The following is an 18,371-nucleotide window of genomic DNA, read 5'->3' on the forward strand; positions in this document are numbered from 1 at the left end:
ACTGAAGGCGTCACACATCTGAACGAAGCGCGCAGCTTCTTCCGACGCCTCGATGTCCAGGACGCCGGCGAGGACCTGCGGCTGGTTGGCGATGATGCCGACGACCCGGCCGTCGAGGCGGGCCAGCGCGCAGATGATGTTGCGCGCCCAGCGCTCGTGGACCTCCAGGTAGTCGCCGTTCCGGGCGCTGCCGGCCGAGCAGCTGCACCTGCTGCCGCTGTGCCCGCCGAACCGGTACCACGCGCTGCTGTGCGCGTCGGACGCCGTGCTGTCGCTGACCACCAACGCGGTGACGGTGATCAGGGCGATCCTCATGGACATCCCGGCCATGCTGCTCACCAACCGCTTCCATGTGCCGGACGCGGCGGCGATCGAGGCCGTGGACGGCGAGCTGGGCGGGCTCGGCCCCGCGGCCCGGACCTGGCTCGGGGACACGGTGCCGATCGAGCCCTTCCGGCTGTGGCCCAAGGGCCTGCACGCGTTCATGGAGCCGCTGCTCAAGGGCAACGGCTATCTGGACGCCATCGCGCGCCGTGAACTCCTCGACGAGGAGGGTGTGGTGAGCGGCCTGGAAGCGCTGCTGCACGACCCGGCCGCCCGGGACCGGCTCGCGCAGGACCGGGCCCGCTACGTGGCGGCGACCGGGCCCGCTACGTGGCGGCGGTCGAGGCGCTGCCGCCGACGTACGAGGTGTTCGCCGCCGCCCGGCGGGCGGGCCTGCCGTCGAGGGCCCTGTGAGGGGATGCCGGTCATGAAGACGCCTGTGCGTATCGGGCTGCACGGTCATGGCTGGTGGGCCCAGCGGTTTCTGTTGCCGCCGCTGCTGGCATCGGACGAGGTCGAGGTGCGGGCGGTGTGCGGTCGCGACGCCGGTCGCGCGGCCGCCGCGGCCCGCGAGAACGGCATCCCGGAGTCCTTCGACGACCTCGACACCATGCTGGAGAAGACCGAGCTGGACGCCCTGCTGATCGGCTCGTCCCCCGCGGCGCACCCGGCGGCCGTCGCGGCCGCGGCCCGCCGCGGGCTGCATGTCTTCTGCGAGAAGCCGCTGGCCGGGAACGCCGAGGACACCGCACGCATGGTGCGCGAGTGCGCCGGCGTACGGACGATGGTCGGTTTCGCCCAGCGCTGGCATCCCGGGATCGGCACGCTGCGGCGGCTGGTCGTCGAGGGTGACATCGGGGAGGTCCGCCATCTGCGCTACGTCGCCTTTCTCGCCCGCAGGATCGACGGCGTCCTGCACGTACTGCTGCGCACGACCGTGGAGCCGGGCTGCCGTGACACGGCGGAGCTGGGCCCCACGGTGCGGGCGAACCCGCACGACCACCTCGCCTCGGACCGACCGGACGAAGTCCCGCCGTATCTGCGGTACGTGCTCGACGCGCCGCGGGAGCGGATCCGCTACGACGTTGTCCAGTCCGAGGAGGGCGGCCGCTTCCACCACGCCCGCAACCGCTATGTCGTCGTAGAGGTGGACGACGCCTTCCCGGCCGAGGTGCCCCCCGACTTCCGGTGGGCACCCCTCGGCTAGCTCATGGAGCTCCACCAGCACAACGGCTACGTCAACATGCAGGCCCGCAGCCTCGTCGCCTGTATGCACTCCCTCTGGTGACCCGGCGGGGACCACGCGCCCGCCGGCCCGTCCGCGGACCTTGAGGCGCCCGCGAGCCGACTTCGATCGCCCAGCCCCATCGTGAGGCTGGGAACCGTCACAAGAGAGGCAGGGTTTCATGTCCGAACAGCAGCCGATCGCCGGCGAGCTGGAGACCGCCAAGCGGGGCGACGGGCCGAGGCGTTGAAGGCCTACCAGAACCTGCGGCGCATCCTGGACGACGAACTGGGCCTCGAACCGTCGGCCGAACTCCAGCGACTTCAGTACGAGGTGCTCAACTCCTCCGGCCCCGAGCCCATGCGTCTGCTGAGGCCGGCACCCATGCGCTGGAAGGCTGCTGAAAAATCTGGTCGAAGGGCTGTGCGGCCGTGGGCCGGGCGCCCCCTCTGCCTCCATCTGGTGCTGTTCACGGCGCACTTGGTGCCGGCGGTCACCCCCTGGCGGCACCGGCTCCCGCCCCGGGGGGCCTGCCGCCCAGCCCCGGGATCAGCACGGCCGCCACCGCCAGGTGCATCAGAGCGAGGGAGACCCGGGTGTCGCCGTCCATGCCGTCGCCGATGAACGGCAGGAAGGACACGGCCAGTACGGCACTGGCGACCCCGGTCCAGATGGCGCGGGCACGCCGTACCCCGAACCGCTCCAGGGCGGCCAGCAGTCCCCAGCCGGAGAGCGACGCGAGCAGTGCGACGACCGCCACCGGCACGGCGCCGATGTCGAGCGTCTGCTCGCCGTCGGCGATCCGCAGCCGATGCCCCAGCAGTGGGTCCGCGACCAGCCACACCAGGACGGGGGCCAGGACGGCCAGGGCCGTAACCTTCAGGCGCCTTCTCCGCGCGCTCACTCGGTGCCCCCCGAGAGCGCCCCGTGCAGGAAGAGCTCCGCCAGTTCCTGCGAGGTCAGGTCGGGCTCGTCCTCCGTACGCGGCTGGGTGAAGAGCAGCCCGATGAAGAGGGCCGCGATCTGCTCCGGCGGCCGGCGCAGGGCGGCTTTGTCGGGCTCCAGCAGCTCCGCGAGGGCCGCGCGGATAAGGGTCGTCGACTCGTCGCGGCCCGCGCCGCGCACCGTGCCGGGGTGCTTGCCGCCGCCGTGCCCCAGCGAGCCGATGATCGCGCCAAGCCGGTCCATGTGCGCCTGAAGCGCCTCGGCCGCCTCCGCGAGCCGGTCGGGCAGCGGCTGGGACACGTCGATCGCGCCAAGTTCGCGGATCGCGTGCTCGGGGGAGAGCGCCTCCGCGATGCAGGCTTGCAACAGCTCGTCCTTGTCGGCGAAGACGCGGAAGATCGTGCCCTCGCCGATGCCCGCGGCGCGGGCGATCTTCGCGGTCGTCACGGCGGAGCCGTACTCGGTGATCAGCGGGATCGCGGTCTGGATGATCATTTCGCGACGCTGCTGCGGCGACATGCCGGGGGCGCGGCGGCGAGTGGTCTGGCTCTCCTTAGGTGCTGTCATGACCGCAAGAGTACGGAGTGAGGACTCACTCCGTCAATGAGTGAGTCCTCACTCCGCACACTTTCCCGCACTCGGCGGCTTGTCGATGACAGCCCACCGAGATCCACAACTACGCCAGTCGCCTCAGCCACAGCGGGGTTGTCGGCAACGCGTAGGAGGCGGGACCGGTCCCGAAGGGGTTCTGGTCAAGTGGCGGCTGTGACGGCCAATCGCGAGCAAGAGCCCGGCGAATCGTGCGGGATCTGTCTACAGCCAGTACCACCTGTTCAGATGGAGCCGAAGCACGAGATCTTGAACGAGCAGTGGAAGGATTCGTCGCCTCCCGGCAACCCGCTCGAAGACCACGCCCGCAATGTGTTGAGCGCGATGGAGGCATGGCGGTGCGACCGCTGCCGACGCTGGATCTGCAACGATTGCGTCCTGCCCCATGTGATCAGGTCCCGTGCCCGCCGAATGCGCCATCGAGGCTGCGGGGGTGTGTTCAAAGCGCCGGACGCGCCCTCTTGGATCGGCGTCATCGGCCAGCGGCCCGTACCCTCTGGATCGTGGAGAGCAAGGTTCGGCATCCGAACGGACTTGAACCCGGGTGTATTGGGCCGCTCAGGCTATGAACCGTTCCTGGGCGGAGAGCTACTCCCGGCCGGAGAGCTGCGTTTCAGGGAAATCGCGCTGATAGCCGAGGGGATCCGTCAGTCTGCCGGGGTGACGTTGAGTGACGACCAGATGGCCCTGGGGATGGCCATGTGCGACCAACTGGAGGGCCGGCGCCTACGCAAGGCCCAGCGCACCATCGAGACCCTCAGCGTCCGTTGCACGGATCGGGACCGCTCTCTCGCCGCCGCACTGCCGGCTTTCCTCTACGCCCGTGGCTTGTACGCCCGCGATATCAGTGTCCATGTCATGGCCCCCACCGAGTCTCGCGCTCGGGAGGATGCTCGGCTCTATCGCAAGATCGACGGCGAACTCGGCATGCAGGGAGTGGGGTTGATCCATGCCGGCCAGCCACGGGCCAAGCGGGAGGCCGCCTATGCGCGCGGCATCACGGTCGGGGAACACCGGGAATTCGAGCGGGATGTGGTCAGACGGGGCGTGGCCGTTGTCCGTGTTGCCCAGTACGGAACCTACATCGACCGCCGCTATCCCCGAGTGGCACACCTACCCGACGCCGGCGACGGACTTGCATAGAAGATGCGCCATGCTGAAGTCACTGGTCAGGGCGCTCTGGCATCCCGACAGGTGAGGGGCCGCTCCCGAAACCGACTACGCCACTTGCTTCTTCTCCGCGTAGTAGGCGTAGGCGAAGCCACCGTTGTGCGAGCCGGTCGCCTCGGCCTCGAAGCTGATGGGGCCAGGTTCGGAGACTTCAATGCTCTGCTGGAAGATCGACCCATCACATGTACTGGTGCGTGCTGCCGACGAAACATTCCTGCCGTTGGCGGTGAAATCGAAGGCAACCTTGCCTTTACCTGTACAAGTGAAGGCGAATGTCACACTCAGTACATTTTCGGGTGTCGCTGCAACGGTGTTCCCGAGCTGCGACTGAAGAGGGCCTGATCCGCTCCCGAGCTCCTCTCGCCCGACGAATGCCTGATCGAGAATCGCCTTTGCTTCCTTGCCGTCCGGAACTGCGCGGGGCGAAGCCCGACTCGGACGAGGCTTGGGCGTCGACGAGTCGGTCGGCTCACCGGAACCGCAGGCACCGGTGAGCGCCATGGCGGCCACGAGGAACAGCAAAGTCGCTTTCTGCCGCAATGCAGCTCGCATCATGAATTCTGCCGTCCGATCGACATGTCCCCCTTGCGCGGGGCCTTCACGACAATGGTCTCCGCCTTGACGTTGCAGGGCGCCCCGGCCCAAGTCTTCACGGCCGTGAGCTTCCAGTCCACCTGCCCCAGGACGGCCCGGTAGCCCTTACTGGTGCTGTTCATGTCGGTGACCGCCTGCGTACCTGTCCAGATCCACGAGTTGCCTACTCGGCGAATATCTCACGGGTCGCGTGGAACGCCGACTCGGACATGACATGCCGAGGTCTCGGGGCGTGGGCCGGAGTCCAGGAGGACTCCGGCCCACGAGTTCTGGGACGCCCACGCCCTCCGCAGGGTGCCTGGCCGCACCTACCTCAAGCCGGCCGTCGGCACGCTGAAAGCCGGCAACTCACGGCCGGCGAACAGGCACCGTGCCGCTACTTGAGCTCGTCGGCGGTGAAGTAGCCGTCCGTGACAAGGACGTCGTAGTTGGTCTTGTCGACGCTCGTGGGCTGCAACAGGATGGCCGGCACGGCCTTGACGCCGTTGTTGTAATCCATGGAGTCGTCCACCCACGGCACCCTGTCGTGGAGTATGTCGTCGACCATGGTCGTGGCGGCCTCGGCGAGCCGACGGACGTCCTTGTAGACGGTCTGCGACTGCTGACCCGCGATGATGGACTTCACCGACGGCAGTTCGGCGTCCTGACCGGTGATGACTGGCAGGGGCTTGAGGTCGGAGCCGTAGCCGCCCGACTTCAGCGCGGACAGGACGCCCCTCGAGATGCCGTCGTACGGCGACAGGACCGCGTCGATCCTCTCACTGCGATACCACTTGGTGAGGAGGCCGCTCATGCGCTTTTGCGCGGTGGGCCCGTCCCAGCGCGGGGTGGTGATCTGGCGGAGTTCGGTCTCGCCGGACGGGACGACCAACTGCTTTCTGTCCAGATACGGTTGCAGGTGCGTCATCGAACCGTCGAAGAAGTATTTGGTGTTGTTGTCGTCGGGGGATCCGGCGAACAACTCGATGTTGAACGGGCCTTTGCCGTCCTCCAGGCCGAGCTTTTCGATGATGTGGCGGGCCTGGATCATGCCGACCATCTCGTTGTCGAAGGAGACGTAGTAGTCGACGTTCTTGGTGCCGAGGATGAGCCGGTCGTAGGAGACCACCGGAATGTCCGCGTCGGCGGCCTGTTGAAGCACGCCGTTCAGCGACTTGTTGTCGATGGCCGCGATGATCAGTGCGTCGACGCCCTGCTGGATCAGTTTCCCGATCTGTGCGACCTGGACTTTCGGGTTGTCGTCGCCGTAGACCAGCTTGGTCTTGTACCCCTGGGCCTCGAGGCCCTCGACGACGCTCTTGCCGTCGGTGAGCCAGCGCTCGGAGGACCGGGTCGGCATGGCGATGCCGACGGTACCGCCCTCGGAACTGTCCTCCGAGCCGCCCTCACTGCCCTCGCCGCAGGCGGACAAGGTGAGGGCGAGGGAGCCGGCTCCGGCGAGGACGGTTCTTCGATTGAGCATGGTGCTTGTTCCTTGTTCTTCTCGTCGTTGAGGAGGTGACGGGGTATCAGACGTCAAGGGGAATGCGGTGGAACGGGCCGGGCAGTCGGCAGGCACGCACGCACGCACGCGGGTCGAGAACGAGGGGAACGCGCCGCATCCGTTCCAGGGCTGTGTCGTGGGTCAGGTCCCGCACATGGGTGCCGCACAGGTAGATCCCCGGGCGCCCTGGACAGACCGGACTTCAGACAGGGCCGTGCACCGTGACGGGACAGCCTGGCACGTTGTTCGAGTCGGTGCCGCGTTCCGACCACATGCGTACTGATTCCGGCAGCGCACAGGACACTCGCCTTTCGACGTTCGAAATATAGTCACATGTTCGAAATGCTGGCGCGACGCTAAGGGGAAGCGGGTGAGGTGTCAACAGTGCGAACTGGAACGGTTACAGAAGGTGCGGCCCAGTGCCTGAAGCGGGTGTCAGCTCGACGAAGACGCGGCAACGGCCGTCACGTTGCCGACGGCCGCGGCTGTTCCGGTGGGACCGACCCCTCGGCGATGGCCATCCACTGGTCGAGGTCGGCCTGCGTGAACTCCGTCCATGGGGGAATCTCAGGAAGCCGGCGGAGAAGGTCGTACGCCTCCGCGATCTGGGGCCTGCGAAGCACCGGCGAGTGGCAGCCGGCGATGACATCCGCGTCCAGCCGCTGGAAGTCGTCCACCACTGTCCGGAACTTCTGGCCGTCCAGCAACGCGACCCAGGGCGAGACCAGGCGCCCGCCGAAGAAGAGCCCGTCGCGAAACTCCTCCGCGGACAGGCCGGCGCTGTCGGGCATGGGAGTGGGAACGTTCGTTGCGAAGGTGTCCACCGCCCACAGGACTTTGGTCTTCGGGTCGAAGAGAGCACGGGTGGTGGGGTTGTCGTACACCGGCGGCCGTTTGGCGACCAGTGTCCGGTCACCCACATCCACCGTGTCGCCATCGATCATGAAGCGGCACCGGTTGATCGGCGTCTCCCACTCCTCGGCCATGCGCCCGATCGAGAACCAGGTCGTCAGCAGGGTCGCGTTCGGGCATGCGGCGAGGACCGCCAGGAGGTTGCCCGCGTGATCACGGTCGTCGTGGGTGAGGAAGACCCACCGCACATCCAACGGATCGACCACGGACCACGCGGCCTCCAGCCACTGCGACCGCACCGCCGGTGCCCCGGTGTCCACAAGCACCGGCTCGGCTCCCCTGATCACCATCGAATTCATGGGGAAGTGGCCGACCGGCGGAGCTTCCAGGGCCCACGGGATGACGAAGGTCTCTTCGGCGATCTTGTGCGGCTGTAGAAGATCAAAAGCTTCCATGGTTGTCATCGCTGCCTCCCTCGAACGGAGCTGTGCGGCAGCGCGCATGCATCCAGTCCAACCCCGTGGTACCGAATCGTCAAACGCGGAACGAACACGCAGGCGACGGATACAGAGCGATGGCCGGCGCCGCCGTCGATACCGCCCCACCACGAGCCCCACGCCCGCACCGACCTGTGCCGTTCAGCTGTGTCCTCCTTCGCTTCAGAGGCAGGCCGAGACGTCATCGAACATGGGTCAGGGCGGTGGCCGCGACCGACGCTCCCGCGGGACACGTGGTGTCCTGCGGTTCCCCGGGCTCCGGAATGGTCGTGGTGCCGACCAGGCGATCGACATCGTGCACCGCGACGAAGATGAAGCAGATCCCCTGGAATTCGGCCTGGATGGCCTTGTGCTGCCCCACCGGCACCTGCGTGACGCGCCCGTTCTTGGTCATGGTCTTCGCGTAGGACAGGGGCAGGTCCAGTGCGAGGCTGACGTTCTGGCCTGCCAACTTCCAGTGGCACGTCGGCCCGTGCTTGCCGGACTCCTGTTTCCCCCGGCCGCTGATTCCGAGCGCGGCGAGGTCGCGCTCGTCGAGGGCGTCGCACGGCCGCGACGCCAGCTGCGCCTGGGTGTACTTGCTGGGCTGCACTGCGACGGAGGGGGAGGATGAGGACGAGGACGAGGTGGCGGCGGAGGACGAGGATGTCGGACCCGGGGGCGACGACCGCGGCGCGCCCTGCCCGCTCGAACACCCGGCGCTGAACAGGCTCAGGGCAACTACGGCCACAAGTCCGGCCGTTCGGCGGGAGCGCCCGCCCCGGGAACACTGATCGAGATCGAATCGCGGCATACCGGGACGGTAGTTCCGCAGTGCCGGGACCGGTCCCGGACGGGCGGCTCAACGACGTGTGCGCCTGGCCCGTACACGGCAGCCACCGCGGGCGGTCAGTAGTTCTCCCACTCGTCCAGCACGTACTCCAGCACGGCCGGGTCCATCAGCGTGCTCGGCCGTACGTCCTGGCGGCGGCGGTCCACGGGAAACACCGCGGCGGCGTTCAGGACCGCCTCGTCCAGGTAGCGCAGTCGCGGGGCGCCCGCTGCCAGCCGCAGCGGTGGGGACGTACCGCCGCCCGGGGTGGCCAGGACGTAGCCCCAGTTGCCGAAGCTCGGTACGTCGACCTGGAACTCGGTGGTCGCGTAGTCCGCCGTCTCTATCGTCTTCGCGATCGACCAGTACGTCTTCGGCGCGAAGAACGGCGACCCGCTCTGCACCATGACCCTGCTCTGCGGCGTCAAAACCTGCCCGAGCAGGTGGTAGAACTCCACCGAGTACAGCTTGGCCAGCGCCGCCGTGTCCGGGTCGGGGAAGTCGATGACGACCGCGTCGTAGCGCTGCCGGGCGCCGCGCAGCCAGTTGAAGGCGTCGGCGTTGACCGCCTCGACCCTCGGGTCGTCCAGCGCCTTGTCGTTGAGGTCGCGCAGAGGCTCAAAGTCGCGCGCGAGCCGGGTCATCGCCGGGTCCAGTTCCACGAGCGTGACGTGCTGCACGTCGTCGTAGCGCAGCACCTCGCGCAGGGCGAGCCCGTCGCCGCCGCCCATGATCAGCACGTTGGCGCGGGGGCCCGCGAGCGCGGGGTGGACGAGGGACTCGTGGTAGCGGTACTCGTCGACGGAGCTGAACTGGAGATCGCCGTTGAGGAAGAGCCGGATGTCGGGTTCGCCGGTGAAGGCCGTGGAGCGGGTGACGACGATCTCCTGGTACGGCGTCGTCTCCGCGTGGACGATCGGGTCCCGGTACATCTGCTGGCGCGCGGTCACCTCCAGGTCGTCCGCGAGCGCGTACGCCGTACCGAGGACGGCGAGGACCGCCGCGACCCCGGCCAGCAGGGCGCCCTGCACCCAGCGCCGGATCTGCCGCCGGAAGATGAACACCACCACGATGACACCGGCCACGGCGTTGACCGCGCCGACCACCAGCGCGCCCTTGAGCTGGCCGAACGTCGGCAGGAGCCACAGCGGGAAGCCCAGGCCGCCGACCAGCGCCCCGATGTAGTCGACGGCGAACATGTCGGCCACCGCGCTGCCCGCCTCCTGCCGCCGGATCCGCTGGAGCATGGTCATCAGCAGCGGGATCTCGGCGCCGATCAGCACCCCGACGGCCACCGCGACCACGATCATCGCCGGGGTGTACAGCTGGAGCCAGGCGAACGCCGCGTACAGCACCAGCACCGACAGCCCGCCGACCAGCGCCAGCACGCCCTCCACCAGCGCGAACGCGCCCACCGCGCGACGGCGCAACGGCTTGGCGGCCAGCGAGCCGAGCCCCATGGCGCACACCATCACGGAGATCACCACGGAGGTCTGGAGCACCGAGTTGCCGATGAGGTAGCTGCCCAGCGCGGTCAGGGCCAGCTCGTAGACGAGACCGCAGGCCGCGCAGAGGAAGACGGCGAAGAGCAGCAGGAAACGAGCCCCCCGGGTGTGCTTGACGGCCGGGGGGCGGGAGGGTGCCGCGGTGGTGTCGCGGCCTTGCACGGTGGTGGCGCTCATCGAGGGCGCCGTTAAGAGATCGCCGCGCCGACCATGAACCCGGTGCCCAGGTACATGCCGGCCTGCACCCAGGCGGCGGGGTGCGGTCGGTCCGCCTGGTCGTCGAGGACGACCGCACCCATCTGGCCCGGCGTGAACACGCCGATGACGATGCCGACGACGGTCATCACCAGCACCCCGGCCAGGCCGTACAGCAGCGTGCTGATCAGGCCGTGGCCGAGGCCCTGCTCGGACTCGCTCGCCTCGATGGCCTTCATGATGACCAGGCCCACGGCGACGGACTGGCTGCCCAGCAGGACGGCCGCGCCGCGGTTCCGGTCGGTCCACACCACGTGGTACAGCTTGCCCGGCGTGACGAGGTCGAGCGCGATGAAGCCGACGGCCATCACGACGAGGCCCACGACTCCATAGAGCAGGGCCTGGCCGGTCGACTCGAAGATCTCGGTCACTGCGTTGCCTTTCTTGGGGGCGGGGTCGGGGCGTGATCAGGTGCTGTGCGGGAGGAGCGTGGGAGGGGACGGGTGGTGATCCGGCCGGTCATCGGGCGTCACTTGCCCTCGCCGGGGCCCCCGCCGCGGAAGCTCGCGCTGCTCGGGTCCGGCCAGTAGGTGAGGTGCTGCTTGTGGCGGCGGTAGCCGTTGCGGTAGTCCTCGATCTCGATCAGGCTGCCGCTCCGGTACGGCGAGACGGTGACCATGTCGTCGCCGTAGCGCAGGAACTCCGTGGTGCCGCCGGAGGCACGGTCCAGGGCCGCGCGCTTGGTGTGGATCGCCTGAGCGACCTCGCTCGGGCTGCTGTCCGGGTCGAGCCAGTCCGCCCCGGTCGCCTTGTACGTCTTCCCGATCCACTCGCGCGGGACCGCGTCGTCGTCCCCGTCGCTGGAGCAGGCGGTGAGCAGGGTCGCGGCCAGCACGGCCGCCACCGCTGCGCGGACGAGTCGGGCGCTGTTCATCGGGCCTCCAGCCGGCTGTGCGTCGATACGATCTGGCCGTTCTGCGGATACGTGTGCCAGGTGCGCCAGACGACCGCGGCGCCGTACGGTCCCTCGACCGCCTCCACGACCACCGCGGTGACGGCCTCCGGCGAACCGGGGAAGACTCCGCACAGGCTGTGCTCGGCGCCGGTGGCCCGGGCGAGGACCCGCGCCACCTCGGCACTGAACTCCTCCGGAGTCAGTCGGCGGGTCGTGGCGCCGAAGTCGTAGACCCAGCCCGGCAGATGACGGGTGCAGGTCTCGGGCAGACCCTTCACCGCGCCGTGCAGACAGGCCACTGTCTCCGCCACGGGGCCGGCGAACACCTGGTGCGAGGCCCCGAGCAGCCGCAGCCGCACGTCCAGCCCGCCGAGCGGCACCACACGCTCTGCCAGCGCCGGACGCTCCGTCAGGTCCAGCGAGAAGCAGAGTTGATCCGCATCCGTGTCCAGATAGGGGGCGTCCAGAGGAACGGCGTTCACACGGCCCCCCGGTCGTTTCTAGCCATAATCGGCGCCCGAGTATGACACATGCGTTCGTGGGACTTGAGGGGCGGGTGTCCCTTTCGAAACATTCGAAGGGTCATCCTGGAATTTTGATCTCACCGTTTCGATGACAACGATCATTATTGATTTGCCTCACTAGACACTGCCGTGAACAGGCAAAACCCCATCCAGAGGAAATCAATGGACCGACCGAATGTTTCGGAATAGACGTCGAAACCATTGACACTTGGCAGGGCCATACCAAAACTGTTCGCCGTTGGCAGAGCAGCTCTGGACGAGGAGGAAGCACGCTCATGAACGACGGACCCGCAATCCCGACGCGCCGCAGCGTATGCAGCCTGCTGTTGGCCACCGGGGCCACGTTGGCCCTGCCCGGCACCGCCGAGGCGGCCACGGTCATCACCACGAACCAGACCGGAACCAACAACGGGTACTACTACTCGTTCTGGACGGACAGCCAGGGCACGGTCTCGATGACCCTGGACTCCGGCGGCAACTACAGCACCTCGTGGCGAAACACCGGGAACTTCGTCGCCGGCAAGGGCTGGAGCAACGGCTCACGCCGGACCGTGACCTACTCCGGCAGCTTCAACCCGTCCGGCAACGGCTACCTGACGCTCTACGGGTGGACGTCGAACCCGCTCGTCGAGTACTACGTCGTCGACAACTGGGGCACCTACCGGCCCACCGGGACGTACAAGGGCACTGTCAGCAGCGACGGCGGCACGTACGACATCTACCAGACCACTCGCTACAACGCCCCGTCCGTCGAAGGCATCCGCACGTTCAACCAGTACTGGAGCGTCCGGCAGTCGAAGCGGACCGGTGGCACCATCACGACCGGCAACCACTTCGACGCCTGGGGCCGCGCCGGAATGCGCCTGGGGAGCTTCAACTACTACATGATCCTCGCCACCGAGGGATACCAGAGCAGCGGGAGTTCCAACATCACGGTGCGATAGGCCAGTTCGGAGAGGGGGGCGGGGATCTTCTCCCCGTGCCCCCTGCACCCCTGCCCCCTGCCCCCGATTCCCCAGGCTGGAGGACCGCTCCTCATGAAGGCCACACCACGTCTCTCTCTCCTCGCCGTCGCCTCGCTCGCCGTTGCCGGCACCCTCAGCGTCGACACCGCCGCCCCGGCGCAGGCCGCCGCCTGCAACGGGTACGTCGGGCTCACCTTCGACGACGGACCGTCCAGCAGCACCCCGGCCCTGCTCAACGCGCTCACCCAGAACGGGCTGCGGGCCACGATGTTCAACCAGGGCCAGTACGCCGCCGCCTACCCGGCCCGGGTCAGGGCCCAGGTCGACGCAGGCATGTGGGTCGGCAACCACAGCTACACCCACCCGCATCTGACCCAGCAGAGCCAGGCGACGATCGACTCGGAGATCTCCCGGACCCAGCAGGCCGTCGCGGCCGCGGGCGGCGGTACGCCGAAGCTGTTCCGGCCGCCGTACGGCGAGACCAACGCGACGGTGAGGGCCGTCGCGGCCAAGTACGGCCTGACCGAGATCATCTGGAACGTCGACTCGCAGGACTGGAACGGCGCGAGTACCGACGCGATCGTGGCGGCGGCCGGCCGGCTCACCAACGGCCAGGTCATCCTCATGCACGACTGGTCCGCCAACTCCCTCGCGGCGATCCCCCGCATCGCCCAGGGGTTGGCCGCCCGGGGCCTGTGCGCCGGAATGATCTCCCCGCAGACCGGCCACGCCGTGGCTCCGACGGCAGCGGTGACGGCAGTGCCCTGACCGACCGTCTCGCGGCGAGACGTCACGTGGGCCGTGCCACGTTCAGCGCGTGATCGACTGGGTAACGAAGCCGCGACGCCAGGTTGCGATGACGCAGCCCGCACCCGCCTTCTCCCGGTCAGGAAGTGAAGCCATGGCCCGCAGAACCACCTTGACCGCTCTCGCCCTCTCGCTCGCCCTCGCCACCGCCCTCGGCGCAACGGCCTGCGCCCCGCAGGCCGACACCGAGTCCAGCCCGTCCGGTCGGCACCACTCCAGCACCCTTCTGGACAAGGTGCCCGAGCGCGGAGTGCTGCGTGTGTGCACCACCGGCGACTACCGGCCGTTCAGCCACCTGGACCGCGCCACGAAGTCGTACACCGGCATCGACATCGACATGGCGAAGAACCTGGCGTCCAGCCTGGGGGTGAAGCCCCGGTTCGTGGCGACCACTTGGGCCGAGCTCATGGACGACCTGACCGCGGGCAAGTGCGACATCAGCATGGGAGGCGTCTCCGTGACGACGGCCAGAGCGCGGAAGGCGTACTTCAGCACGCCCTACCTCGTCGACGGCAAGGCCGCGATCGCCCGCTGCGAGGACAAGAGCAAGTACCGGTCCCTGAAGGAGATCGACCAGCCGGGTGTCCGGGTGATCGTCAACCCGGGTGGCACCAACGAGGCGTTCGCCAAGGCCAACGTCCACCAGGCCACCGTCATCACGCACGCCGACAACACCACGATCTTCGACGAGATCGTCGCGGGCCGCGCCGACCTGATGATCACGGACGGCAGCGAGACCGAGTACCAGGCCAAGCTCCACCCGGAGCTGTGCGCGATCAACCCCGACAAGCCCTTCACCTTCGGCGAGAAGGCATACCTCCTGCCACGTGGCGACGAGGAGTTCAAGGAGTACGTCGACCAGTGGGTCCATCTGGCCACCCACGACGGTACCTACGACGACTACGCCGCGGACTGGCTCGGCTGACTCCCGGCGTGCACCTGCCGCGCGGAAAAGAAGTCCTCTGACCGGAAGTCGGTCGTGCAGCCGGCCCGCCCCCGGGCAGTCACCCGCTACTTCCAGGTGCGGTCCAGGAAGTCGGCGATCAGCGCGGCGATCTCACCCAGATGTGTCTCCAGGGCGAAGTGGCCCGTGTCCAGGACGTGGAGTTCGGCGTCGGGCAGGTCACGGAGGTAGGCGCGGGCGCCGGGGTCCGTGAAGAAGGGGTCGTTGCGGCCCCAGGTGATGAGGGTGGGCGGGGTGTGCCGGCGCAGCCACGCCTGCCAGTCGCCGTAGCGCTCGACGTTGGTGTGGTAGGCGAAGAGCAGCGCCTGCTGGGCCTCCTTGCGGCCGGGCAGGTCCAGGAAGTGCTGGTCGAGGGTCCAGCCGTCCGGGGCGATCAGGTCGGGGTCGGCGACGCCGGTGTCGTACTGGCCGCGGGTGCCTTCGAGGGTGAGCAGGGACTGGATGGCGTCCCGCGCGCCCGGGGTCTCGGGGGTCAGGCGGATGAGGTCGCGGGCCGCGTCCGAGAGGCCCTCCTCGTAGGCGTTGCCGTTCTGCACGACCAGGCCTGTCACCCACTCGGGGTGGCGGGACGCGACGCGGAAGCCGATGGGTGCGCCGAAGTCGAACACGTACATCACGAACCGGTCCACACCCAGGGCCTGGATGAAGCCCTCGGTGATGTCGGCGAGCGCGTCGAAGGAGTACGTGAATCCGTCCGGGACCCGGGTGTGGCCGAAGCCCGCGTGGTCCGGGGCGATCAGGCGGTACTGCGAGCCGAGCGCGTCGATCAGGCCGCGGAACTGGTGGGAGCCGGACGGGAAGCCGTGCAGGAGCAGCAGGACGGGGGCGTCGGCGCGGTCGGGCACGGACTCCCGGTAGAAGACGCGGACGCCGTCGACGTCCAGGTGGCGATGGACCGTGCGGGCGACGGGCTGACTGAGCATGACCGATCCCTTCATCTAATGGATTTGCACGCCTCTCACGCATTAGATGATGCGACCACGATGACTAACGTGTCAATCGCCCCCTGTACCATTAGCGGCATGAGCGACACCGTCCCGCTGACCGGAGAACCCCTGGCCCTGGACCTGGTCAACACCCGCCCGTCGACCGGCGACCAGCTCGCGACCCCGCGCGACCTGCTGGCCTGGTGGACCCTTGAGGCCGACCGCCTCTCGGACGAGGTGCCGCGGGAGGTCGGTGACGAGGATCTGGCCGCCGTGCTGGCCGTACGGGAGCACATCGCCCGCGTCCTCGACCATGTCCGGCGGGGGGAACGGCCCCCGGCCGCCGATCTCTCGGCGCTCAACCAGGCGCAGCGTGCCGCCCCCGCGATCAGTGAGCTGGTGCGGGACGGGTCGGCGCTGGCCGTCACCCGGCGGCGCGAGGGGGCGCCCGGAGTGCGGCTGGCCGCCGAGCTCGCGGAGGCCGCCGCCGGGCTGCTGGCCGACCCGGCGGTCGGGAAGATCCGTAAGTGTGCGGCGGACGACTGCGTGCTGCTCTTCCTGCCCAGCCACCCGCGCCGCCGCTGGTGTTCGGCCACCGGCTGCGGCAACCGGGTGCGCGTCGCCCGCCACTACCAGCGGCACAAGGCGGACTGAGCCGCACCGCCCCACACGTCAGGGCTTGCGCCCCGCCCCGCAATACGCATCCACCTGCGCCGCCGCCGGATCCGTCGCCCTCGCTGGTGGCCGTGCTGTCGCCGATGACGAGGTGGCTGCCGGAGGGGAGGCCGGCCAGGAGGCGGCGTACCAGGTCGCGGGTTGCCGGACGCGGCCTCCAGGACGGCCTCGGGGTCGTGGAGGTCGGCGTCCAGGAACTGGCGTATGCCCGCCTCGCCGGCCAGTCGACGTCGTAGTGGGGATGAGCTCCTGCGGGGTCGGGGAGGCATCCAACCCCTCACCCGCCGTGATGTTCTGGCCACCTGCCGGAGGCGAGGCGCTGCCGTCCAGGTGTCACTGGTCCAGATACGCGAGCACCGCCAGCACCCGCCGATTGTCGCCGTCCGTCGGCAGCAGCCCCAGCTTGGTGAAGATGTTGCCGATGTGCTTGGCGACGGCCTTCTCCGAGATGAACAGGCCCTGCGCGATCCCCGCGTTGGAGCGGCCCTGGGCCACCCACTCCAGAACCTCGCGCTCGCGTCCGGAGAGGCTGCCCACGGCCTCGTCGCGCTCCTTGCGGACCAGGAGACCCGCGACCACCTCGGGGTCCATGACCGTACCGCCCTCGGCCACCCGGCGGATGGAGTCCAGGAACTGGGCGCCGTTGGTGACCCGGTCCTTCAGCAGATAGCCCACGCCCCGGCCGCCGCCCGCCAGCAACTCCCGTGCGTAGAGCGGCTCGACGTACTGGGAGAGGAGCAGAACCGGCAGATCCGGGAGCTGTTCGCGGGCCGCCCGCACCGCGCGCAGGCCCTCGTCCGTGAACGTCGGCGGCAGCCGGACATCGACGACCGCGACGTCCGGCCGCTCCCTGACGAGCGCGTCCAGCAGTTCCGTACCGCTGTCCACCGCCGCGACGACCTCGTGGCCGTGGGCGCCGAGCAGACGGACGAGTCCGTCCCTCAGGAGGAAGTGGTCTTCGGCGAGGGCAATACGCACGGAAGCTCCATCGTCACCAGCGTCGGTCCGTTCACGGGGCTGTTCACGGCGAGCACCCCGTCGAAGGTGGCGAGCCGGCGCTCGATGCCCCGCAGACCGCTGCCGCGCGAGGCGTCCGCGCCGCCGTGGCCGTCGTCGGTGACGCTGATGCGCAGCATCCCGTGATCGTAACGGACGTCGATCCAGGCCCGGTCGGCTCCGGAGTGCTTGGCGACATTGGTGAGGACCTCCGAGATCGCGAAGTACGCGGCGGACTCGACCGGCATCTCGGGCCGGCCCGGCAGGTCGATCACGACCTCGGTGCGGACCGGGCAGACCATCGCCAACGACCGTACGGCGTCGGCGAGTCCACGGTCCGCGAGGACCGGCGGATGGATGCCGCGCACCAGGTCGCGCAGTTCGGCCAGCGCTTTGGAGGAGGACTCGCGCGCCTCGACGAGGAGGGCGCGGACGGCCTCGGGTTTGGTCTCCAGGAGGCTCTCGGCGGCGTCCAGGGTCATGCCCATCGCCACCAGACGGGCCTGGGCGCCGTCGTGCAGGTCGCGCTCGATACGGCGTATCTCGGCCATCTGCGTGCCGACGGCGTCGGAGCGGGTCGCGGCCAGGTGCCGGATGCGGCCGGCCATCAGCTCGCTCTCGCTCGGGGCGAGCATCGCGCGGGTGTACAGGGCGTGCCGGCGCACGACGCGCGGCGCCGACCACAGGGCCAACGGCAGTTGCAGGGCACCGAGTACACCGGCGAGCACGGCGGTGGCGTGCCCCTCGATCGGGATGAACTGGTACCAGAGCCCGTCCCACTCGGCGGAGAGCGGGACGCCGAAGAAGGCCAGGAAGAGGCCCCACACGCCGCTCAGGACCAGGGCGAGCGGGAGGAAGGCGAGGAGCGCGCCGGCCAGCGGGTCGACCAGCACCCAGACGTACTCCCGCCGGCTCTGCGGGTCGCTCATGATCCACCGGTAGCGGGCGACCGCCCCGGAGGCGCCCTCGGGCACGGGTGGCAGCGGGCCGGGCGGGCCCGGTATCTCCACGCCCGACCACCGCAGCGCCAGTTCGCGCCGACGGGCGGCCAGGTCCCGCACCCCCTCCATGGCGCGCGGCACCATGCCGAGGCCGGGCCCGGCCAGACCGATCGCTCCGGAGACCGCCAGGGACCGGCCGAAGGCCGCCGTCGCCGTCCAGCACAGGGTCAGCGCCCGCCGCAGCCCCACCCATCCGTCCGTGACGGAGAACCCCCCGGGCCCTCTCCTCTCGTCGGGCGGACGGTTCCCCCCGAGCCGCGTCGCGCGGTCCATACGACCAGTTCCCCTCTGTCGCCTGTGCGGTTCTGTCGCCTGTGCGGTTCTGTCGCCTGTGCGATACGGGGCCGA

General features: G+C 69.1%; 20 protein-coding genes and 3 pseudogenes. 7 read left to right on the forward strand and 16 right to left on the reverse strand.

Annotation, left to right across the window (positions count from 1 at the left end; translation table 11 throughout):
* Positions 1-180 (reverse strand): annotated as a pseudogene (locus KUM44_RS45080) (carboxyl transferase domain-containing protein); the annotation flags it as partial.
* 37 nt (positions 181-217) lie between these two features.
* On the opposite strand from KUM44_RS45080, the gene KUM44_RS05145 reads away from it, so the two are divergent.
* Both KUM44_RS05145 and KUM44_RS47495 read left to right on the forward strand, forming a co-directional pair.
* Entirely contained in the window at positions 218-1,531 is a 1,314-nt protein-coding gene (locus KUM44_RS05145) for a DUF6365 family protein (protein ID WP_254389090.1), read from the forward strand.
* A gap of 162 nt (positions 1,532-1,693) precedes the next feature.
* A pseudogene (locus KUM44_RS47495) lies at positions 1,694-1,876 on the forward strand (BTAD domain-containing putative transcriptional regulator); the annotation flags it as partial.
* Positions 1,877-2,042: 166 nt separating this feature from the next.
* Here the strand turns inward: KUM44_RS47495 and KUM44_RS05155 are convergent.
* Both KUM44_RS05155 and KUM44_RS05160 read right to left on the reverse strand, forming a co-directional pair.
* Complete coding sequence (locus KUM44_RS05155; protein ID WP_217206539.1) at positions 2,043-2,453, reverse strand: DUF6069 family protein; 411 nt, start codon at positions 2,451-2,453, stop codon at positions 2,043-2,045.
* Complete coding sequence (locus KUM44_RS05160) at positions 2,450-3,061, reverse strand: TetR/AcrR family transcriptional regulator (protein WP_217206540.1); 612 nt, start codon at positions 3,059-3,061, stop codon at positions 2,450-2,452. Before KUM44_RS05160 ends, KUM44_RS05155 begins: the two co-directional genes overlap by 4 nt.
* Before the next feature lie 270 nt (positions 3,062-3,331).
* Between KUM44_RS05160 and KUM44_RS05165 the strand changes: the two genes are divergently transcribed.
* A complete protein-coding gene (locus KUM44_RS05165) occupies positions 3,332-4,246 on the forward strand; it encodes a hypothetical protein (protein WP_217206541.1) in 915 nt (304 codons plus the stop codon).
* 75 nt (positions 4,247-4,321) lie between these two features.
* Here the strand turns inward: KUM44_RS05165 and KUM44_RS05170 are convergent, their stop codons facing one another.
* From KUM44_RS05170 to KUM44_RS05210, 9 genes are all read right to left on the reverse strand, one after another.
* Entirely contained in the window at positions 4,322-4,828 is a 507-nt protein-coding gene (locus KUM44_RS05170; protein ID WP_254389066.1) for a hypothetical protein, read from the reverse strand.
* The gene (locus KUM44_RS05175; protein ID WP_254389067.1) at positions 4,825-4,989 is read right to left on the reverse strand and encodes a hypothetical protein; all 165 of its coding nucleotides are present in this window, start codon (positions 4,987-4,989) and stop codon (positions 4,825-4,827) included. The genes KUM44_RS05170 and KUM44_RS05175 overlap by 4 nt, the downstream gene beginning before the upstream one ends.
* A 254-nt stretch (positions 4,990-5,243) precedes the next feature.
* On the reverse strand, positions 5,244-6,329 hold the full coding sequence (gene chvE / locus KUM44_RS05180) for a multiple monosaccharide ABC transporter substrate-binding protein (protein ID WP_217206542.1): 1,086 nt from the start codon (positions 6,327-6,329) through the stop codon (positions 5,244-5,246).
* 485 nt (positions 6,330-6,814) lie between these two features.
* Positions 6,815-7,666, reverse strand: coding sequence for an MBL fold metallo-hydrolase (locus KUM44_RS05185; RefSeq protein ID WP_254389068.1), 852 nt, complete (start codon positions 7,664-7,666; stop codon positions 6,815-6,817).
* A gap of 214 nt (positions 7,667-7,880) precedes the next feature.
* Positions 7,881-8,492: a DUF3558 family protein gene (locus KUM44_RS05190; protein ID WP_254389069.1), complete on the reverse strand. Its 612-nt coding sequence runs from the start codon at positions 8,490-8,492 to the stop codon at positions 7,881-7,883.
* 95 nt (positions 8,493-8,587) lie between these two features.
* The gene (locus KUM44_RS05195; RefSeq protein ID WP_217206544.1) at positions 8,588-10,192 is read right to left on the reverse strand and encodes a polyamine aminopropyltransferase; all 1,605 of its coding nucleotides are present in this window, start codon (positions 10,190-10,192) and stop codon (positions 8,588-8,590) included.
* An 11-nt stretch (positions 10,193-10,203) separates the two neighbouring features.
* The gene (locus KUM44_RS05200; protein ID WP_217206545.1) at positions 10,204-10,641 is read right to left on the reverse strand and encodes a DUF350 domain-containing protein; all 438 of its coding nucleotides are present in this window, start codon (positions 10,639-10,641) and stop codon (positions 10,204-10,206) included.
* Between the two features lie 98 nt (positions 10,642-10,739).
* Positions 10,740-11,144: a DUF4247 domain-containing protein gene (locus KUM44_RS05205; protein WP_217206546.1), complete on the reverse strand. Its 405-nt coding sequence runs from the start codon at positions 11,142-11,144 to the stop codon at positions 10,740-10,742.
* Positions 11,141-11,647, reverse strand: coding sequence for a DUF2617 family protein (locus KUM44_RS05210; protein ID WP_217206547.1), 507 nt, complete (start codon positions 11,645-11,647; stop codon positions 11,141-11,143). Before KUM44_RS05210 ends, KUM44_RS05205 begins: the two co-directional genes overlap by 4 nt.
* Positions 11,648-11,964: 317 nt before the next feature.
* Between KUM44_RS05210 and KUM44_RS05215 the strand changes: the two genes are divergently transcribed.
* The 3 genes from KUM44_RS05215 to KUM44_RS05225 all read left to right on the forward strand — a co-directional run bounded on the left by KUM44_RS05215 (position 11,965) and on the right by KUM44_RS05225 (position 14,386).
* On the forward strand, positions 11,965-12,633 hold the full coding sequence (locus tag KUM44_RS05215; RefSeq protein WP_217206548.1) for a glycoside hydrolase family 11 protein: 669 nt from the start codon (positions 11,965-11,967) through the stop codon (positions 12,631-12,633).
* Positions 12,634-12,726: 93 nt separating this feature from the next.
* Positions 12,727-13,422, forward strand: a complete 696-nt coding sequence (locus KUM44_RS05220; RefSeq protein WP_217206549.1) for a polysaccharide deacetylase family protein — start codon at positions 12,727-12,729, stop codon at positions 13,420-13,422.
* A gap of 133 nt (positions 13,423-13,555) precedes the next feature.
* Positions 13,556-14,386: a transporter substrate-binding domain-containing protein gene (locus tag KUM44_RS05225; RefSeq protein ID WP_217206550.1), complete on the forward strand. Its 831-nt coding sequence runs from the start codon at positions 13,556-13,558 to the stop codon at positions 14,384-14,386.
* Positions 14,387-14,472: 86 nt separating this feature from the next.
* Here the strand turns inward: KUM44_RS05225 and KUM44_RS05230 are convergent, their stop codons facing one another.
* Entirely contained in the window at positions 14,473-15,348 is an 876-nt protein-coding gene (locus KUM44_RS05230; RefSeq protein WP_217206551.1) for an alpha/beta fold hydrolase, read from the reverse strand.
* 99 nt (positions 15,349-15,447) lie between these two features.
* Between KUM44_RS05230 and KUM44_RS05235 the strand changes: the two genes are divergently transcribed.
* Positions 15,448-16,005: an ABATE domain-containing protein gene (locus tag KUM44_RS05235; RefSeq protein ID WP_217206552.1), complete on the forward strand. Its 558-nt coding sequence runs from the start codon at positions 15,448-15,450 to the stop codon at positions 16,003-16,005.
* 76 nt (positions 16,006-16,081) lie between these two features.
* On the opposite strand, the pseudogene KUM44_RS45090 reads toward KUM44_RS05235, so the two are convergent.
* The 3 genes and pseudogenes from KUM44_RS45090 to KUM44_RS05250 all read right to left on the reverse strand — a co-directional run.
* Positions 16,082-16,235 (reverse strand): annotated as a pseudogene (locus tag KUM44_RS45090) (SAM-dependent methyltransferase); the annotation flags it as partial.
* A gap of 124 nt (positions 16,236-16,359) precedes the next feature.
* On the reverse strand, positions 16,360-17,004 hold the full coding sequence (locus KUM44_RS05245; RefSeq protein ID WP_217206554.1) for a response regulator transcription factor: 645 nt from the start codon (positions 17,002-17,004) through the stop codon (positions 16,360-16,362).
* Positions 16,968-18,296, reverse strand: coding sequence for a histidine kinase (locus KUM44_RS05250; protein WP_217206555.1), 1,329 nt, complete (start codon positions 18,294-18,296; stop codon positions 16,968-16,970). Before KUM44_RS05250 ends, KUM44_RS05245 begins: the two co-directional genes overlap by 37 nt.
* Positions 18,297-18,371: the final 75 nt, after the last annotated feature.

This window comes from Streptomyces sp. AC550_RSS872 (genome assembly GCF_019049285.1).
Taxonomy (GTDB): domain Bacteria; phylum Actinomycetota; class Actinomycetes; order Streptomycetales; family Streptomycetaceae; genus Streptomyces.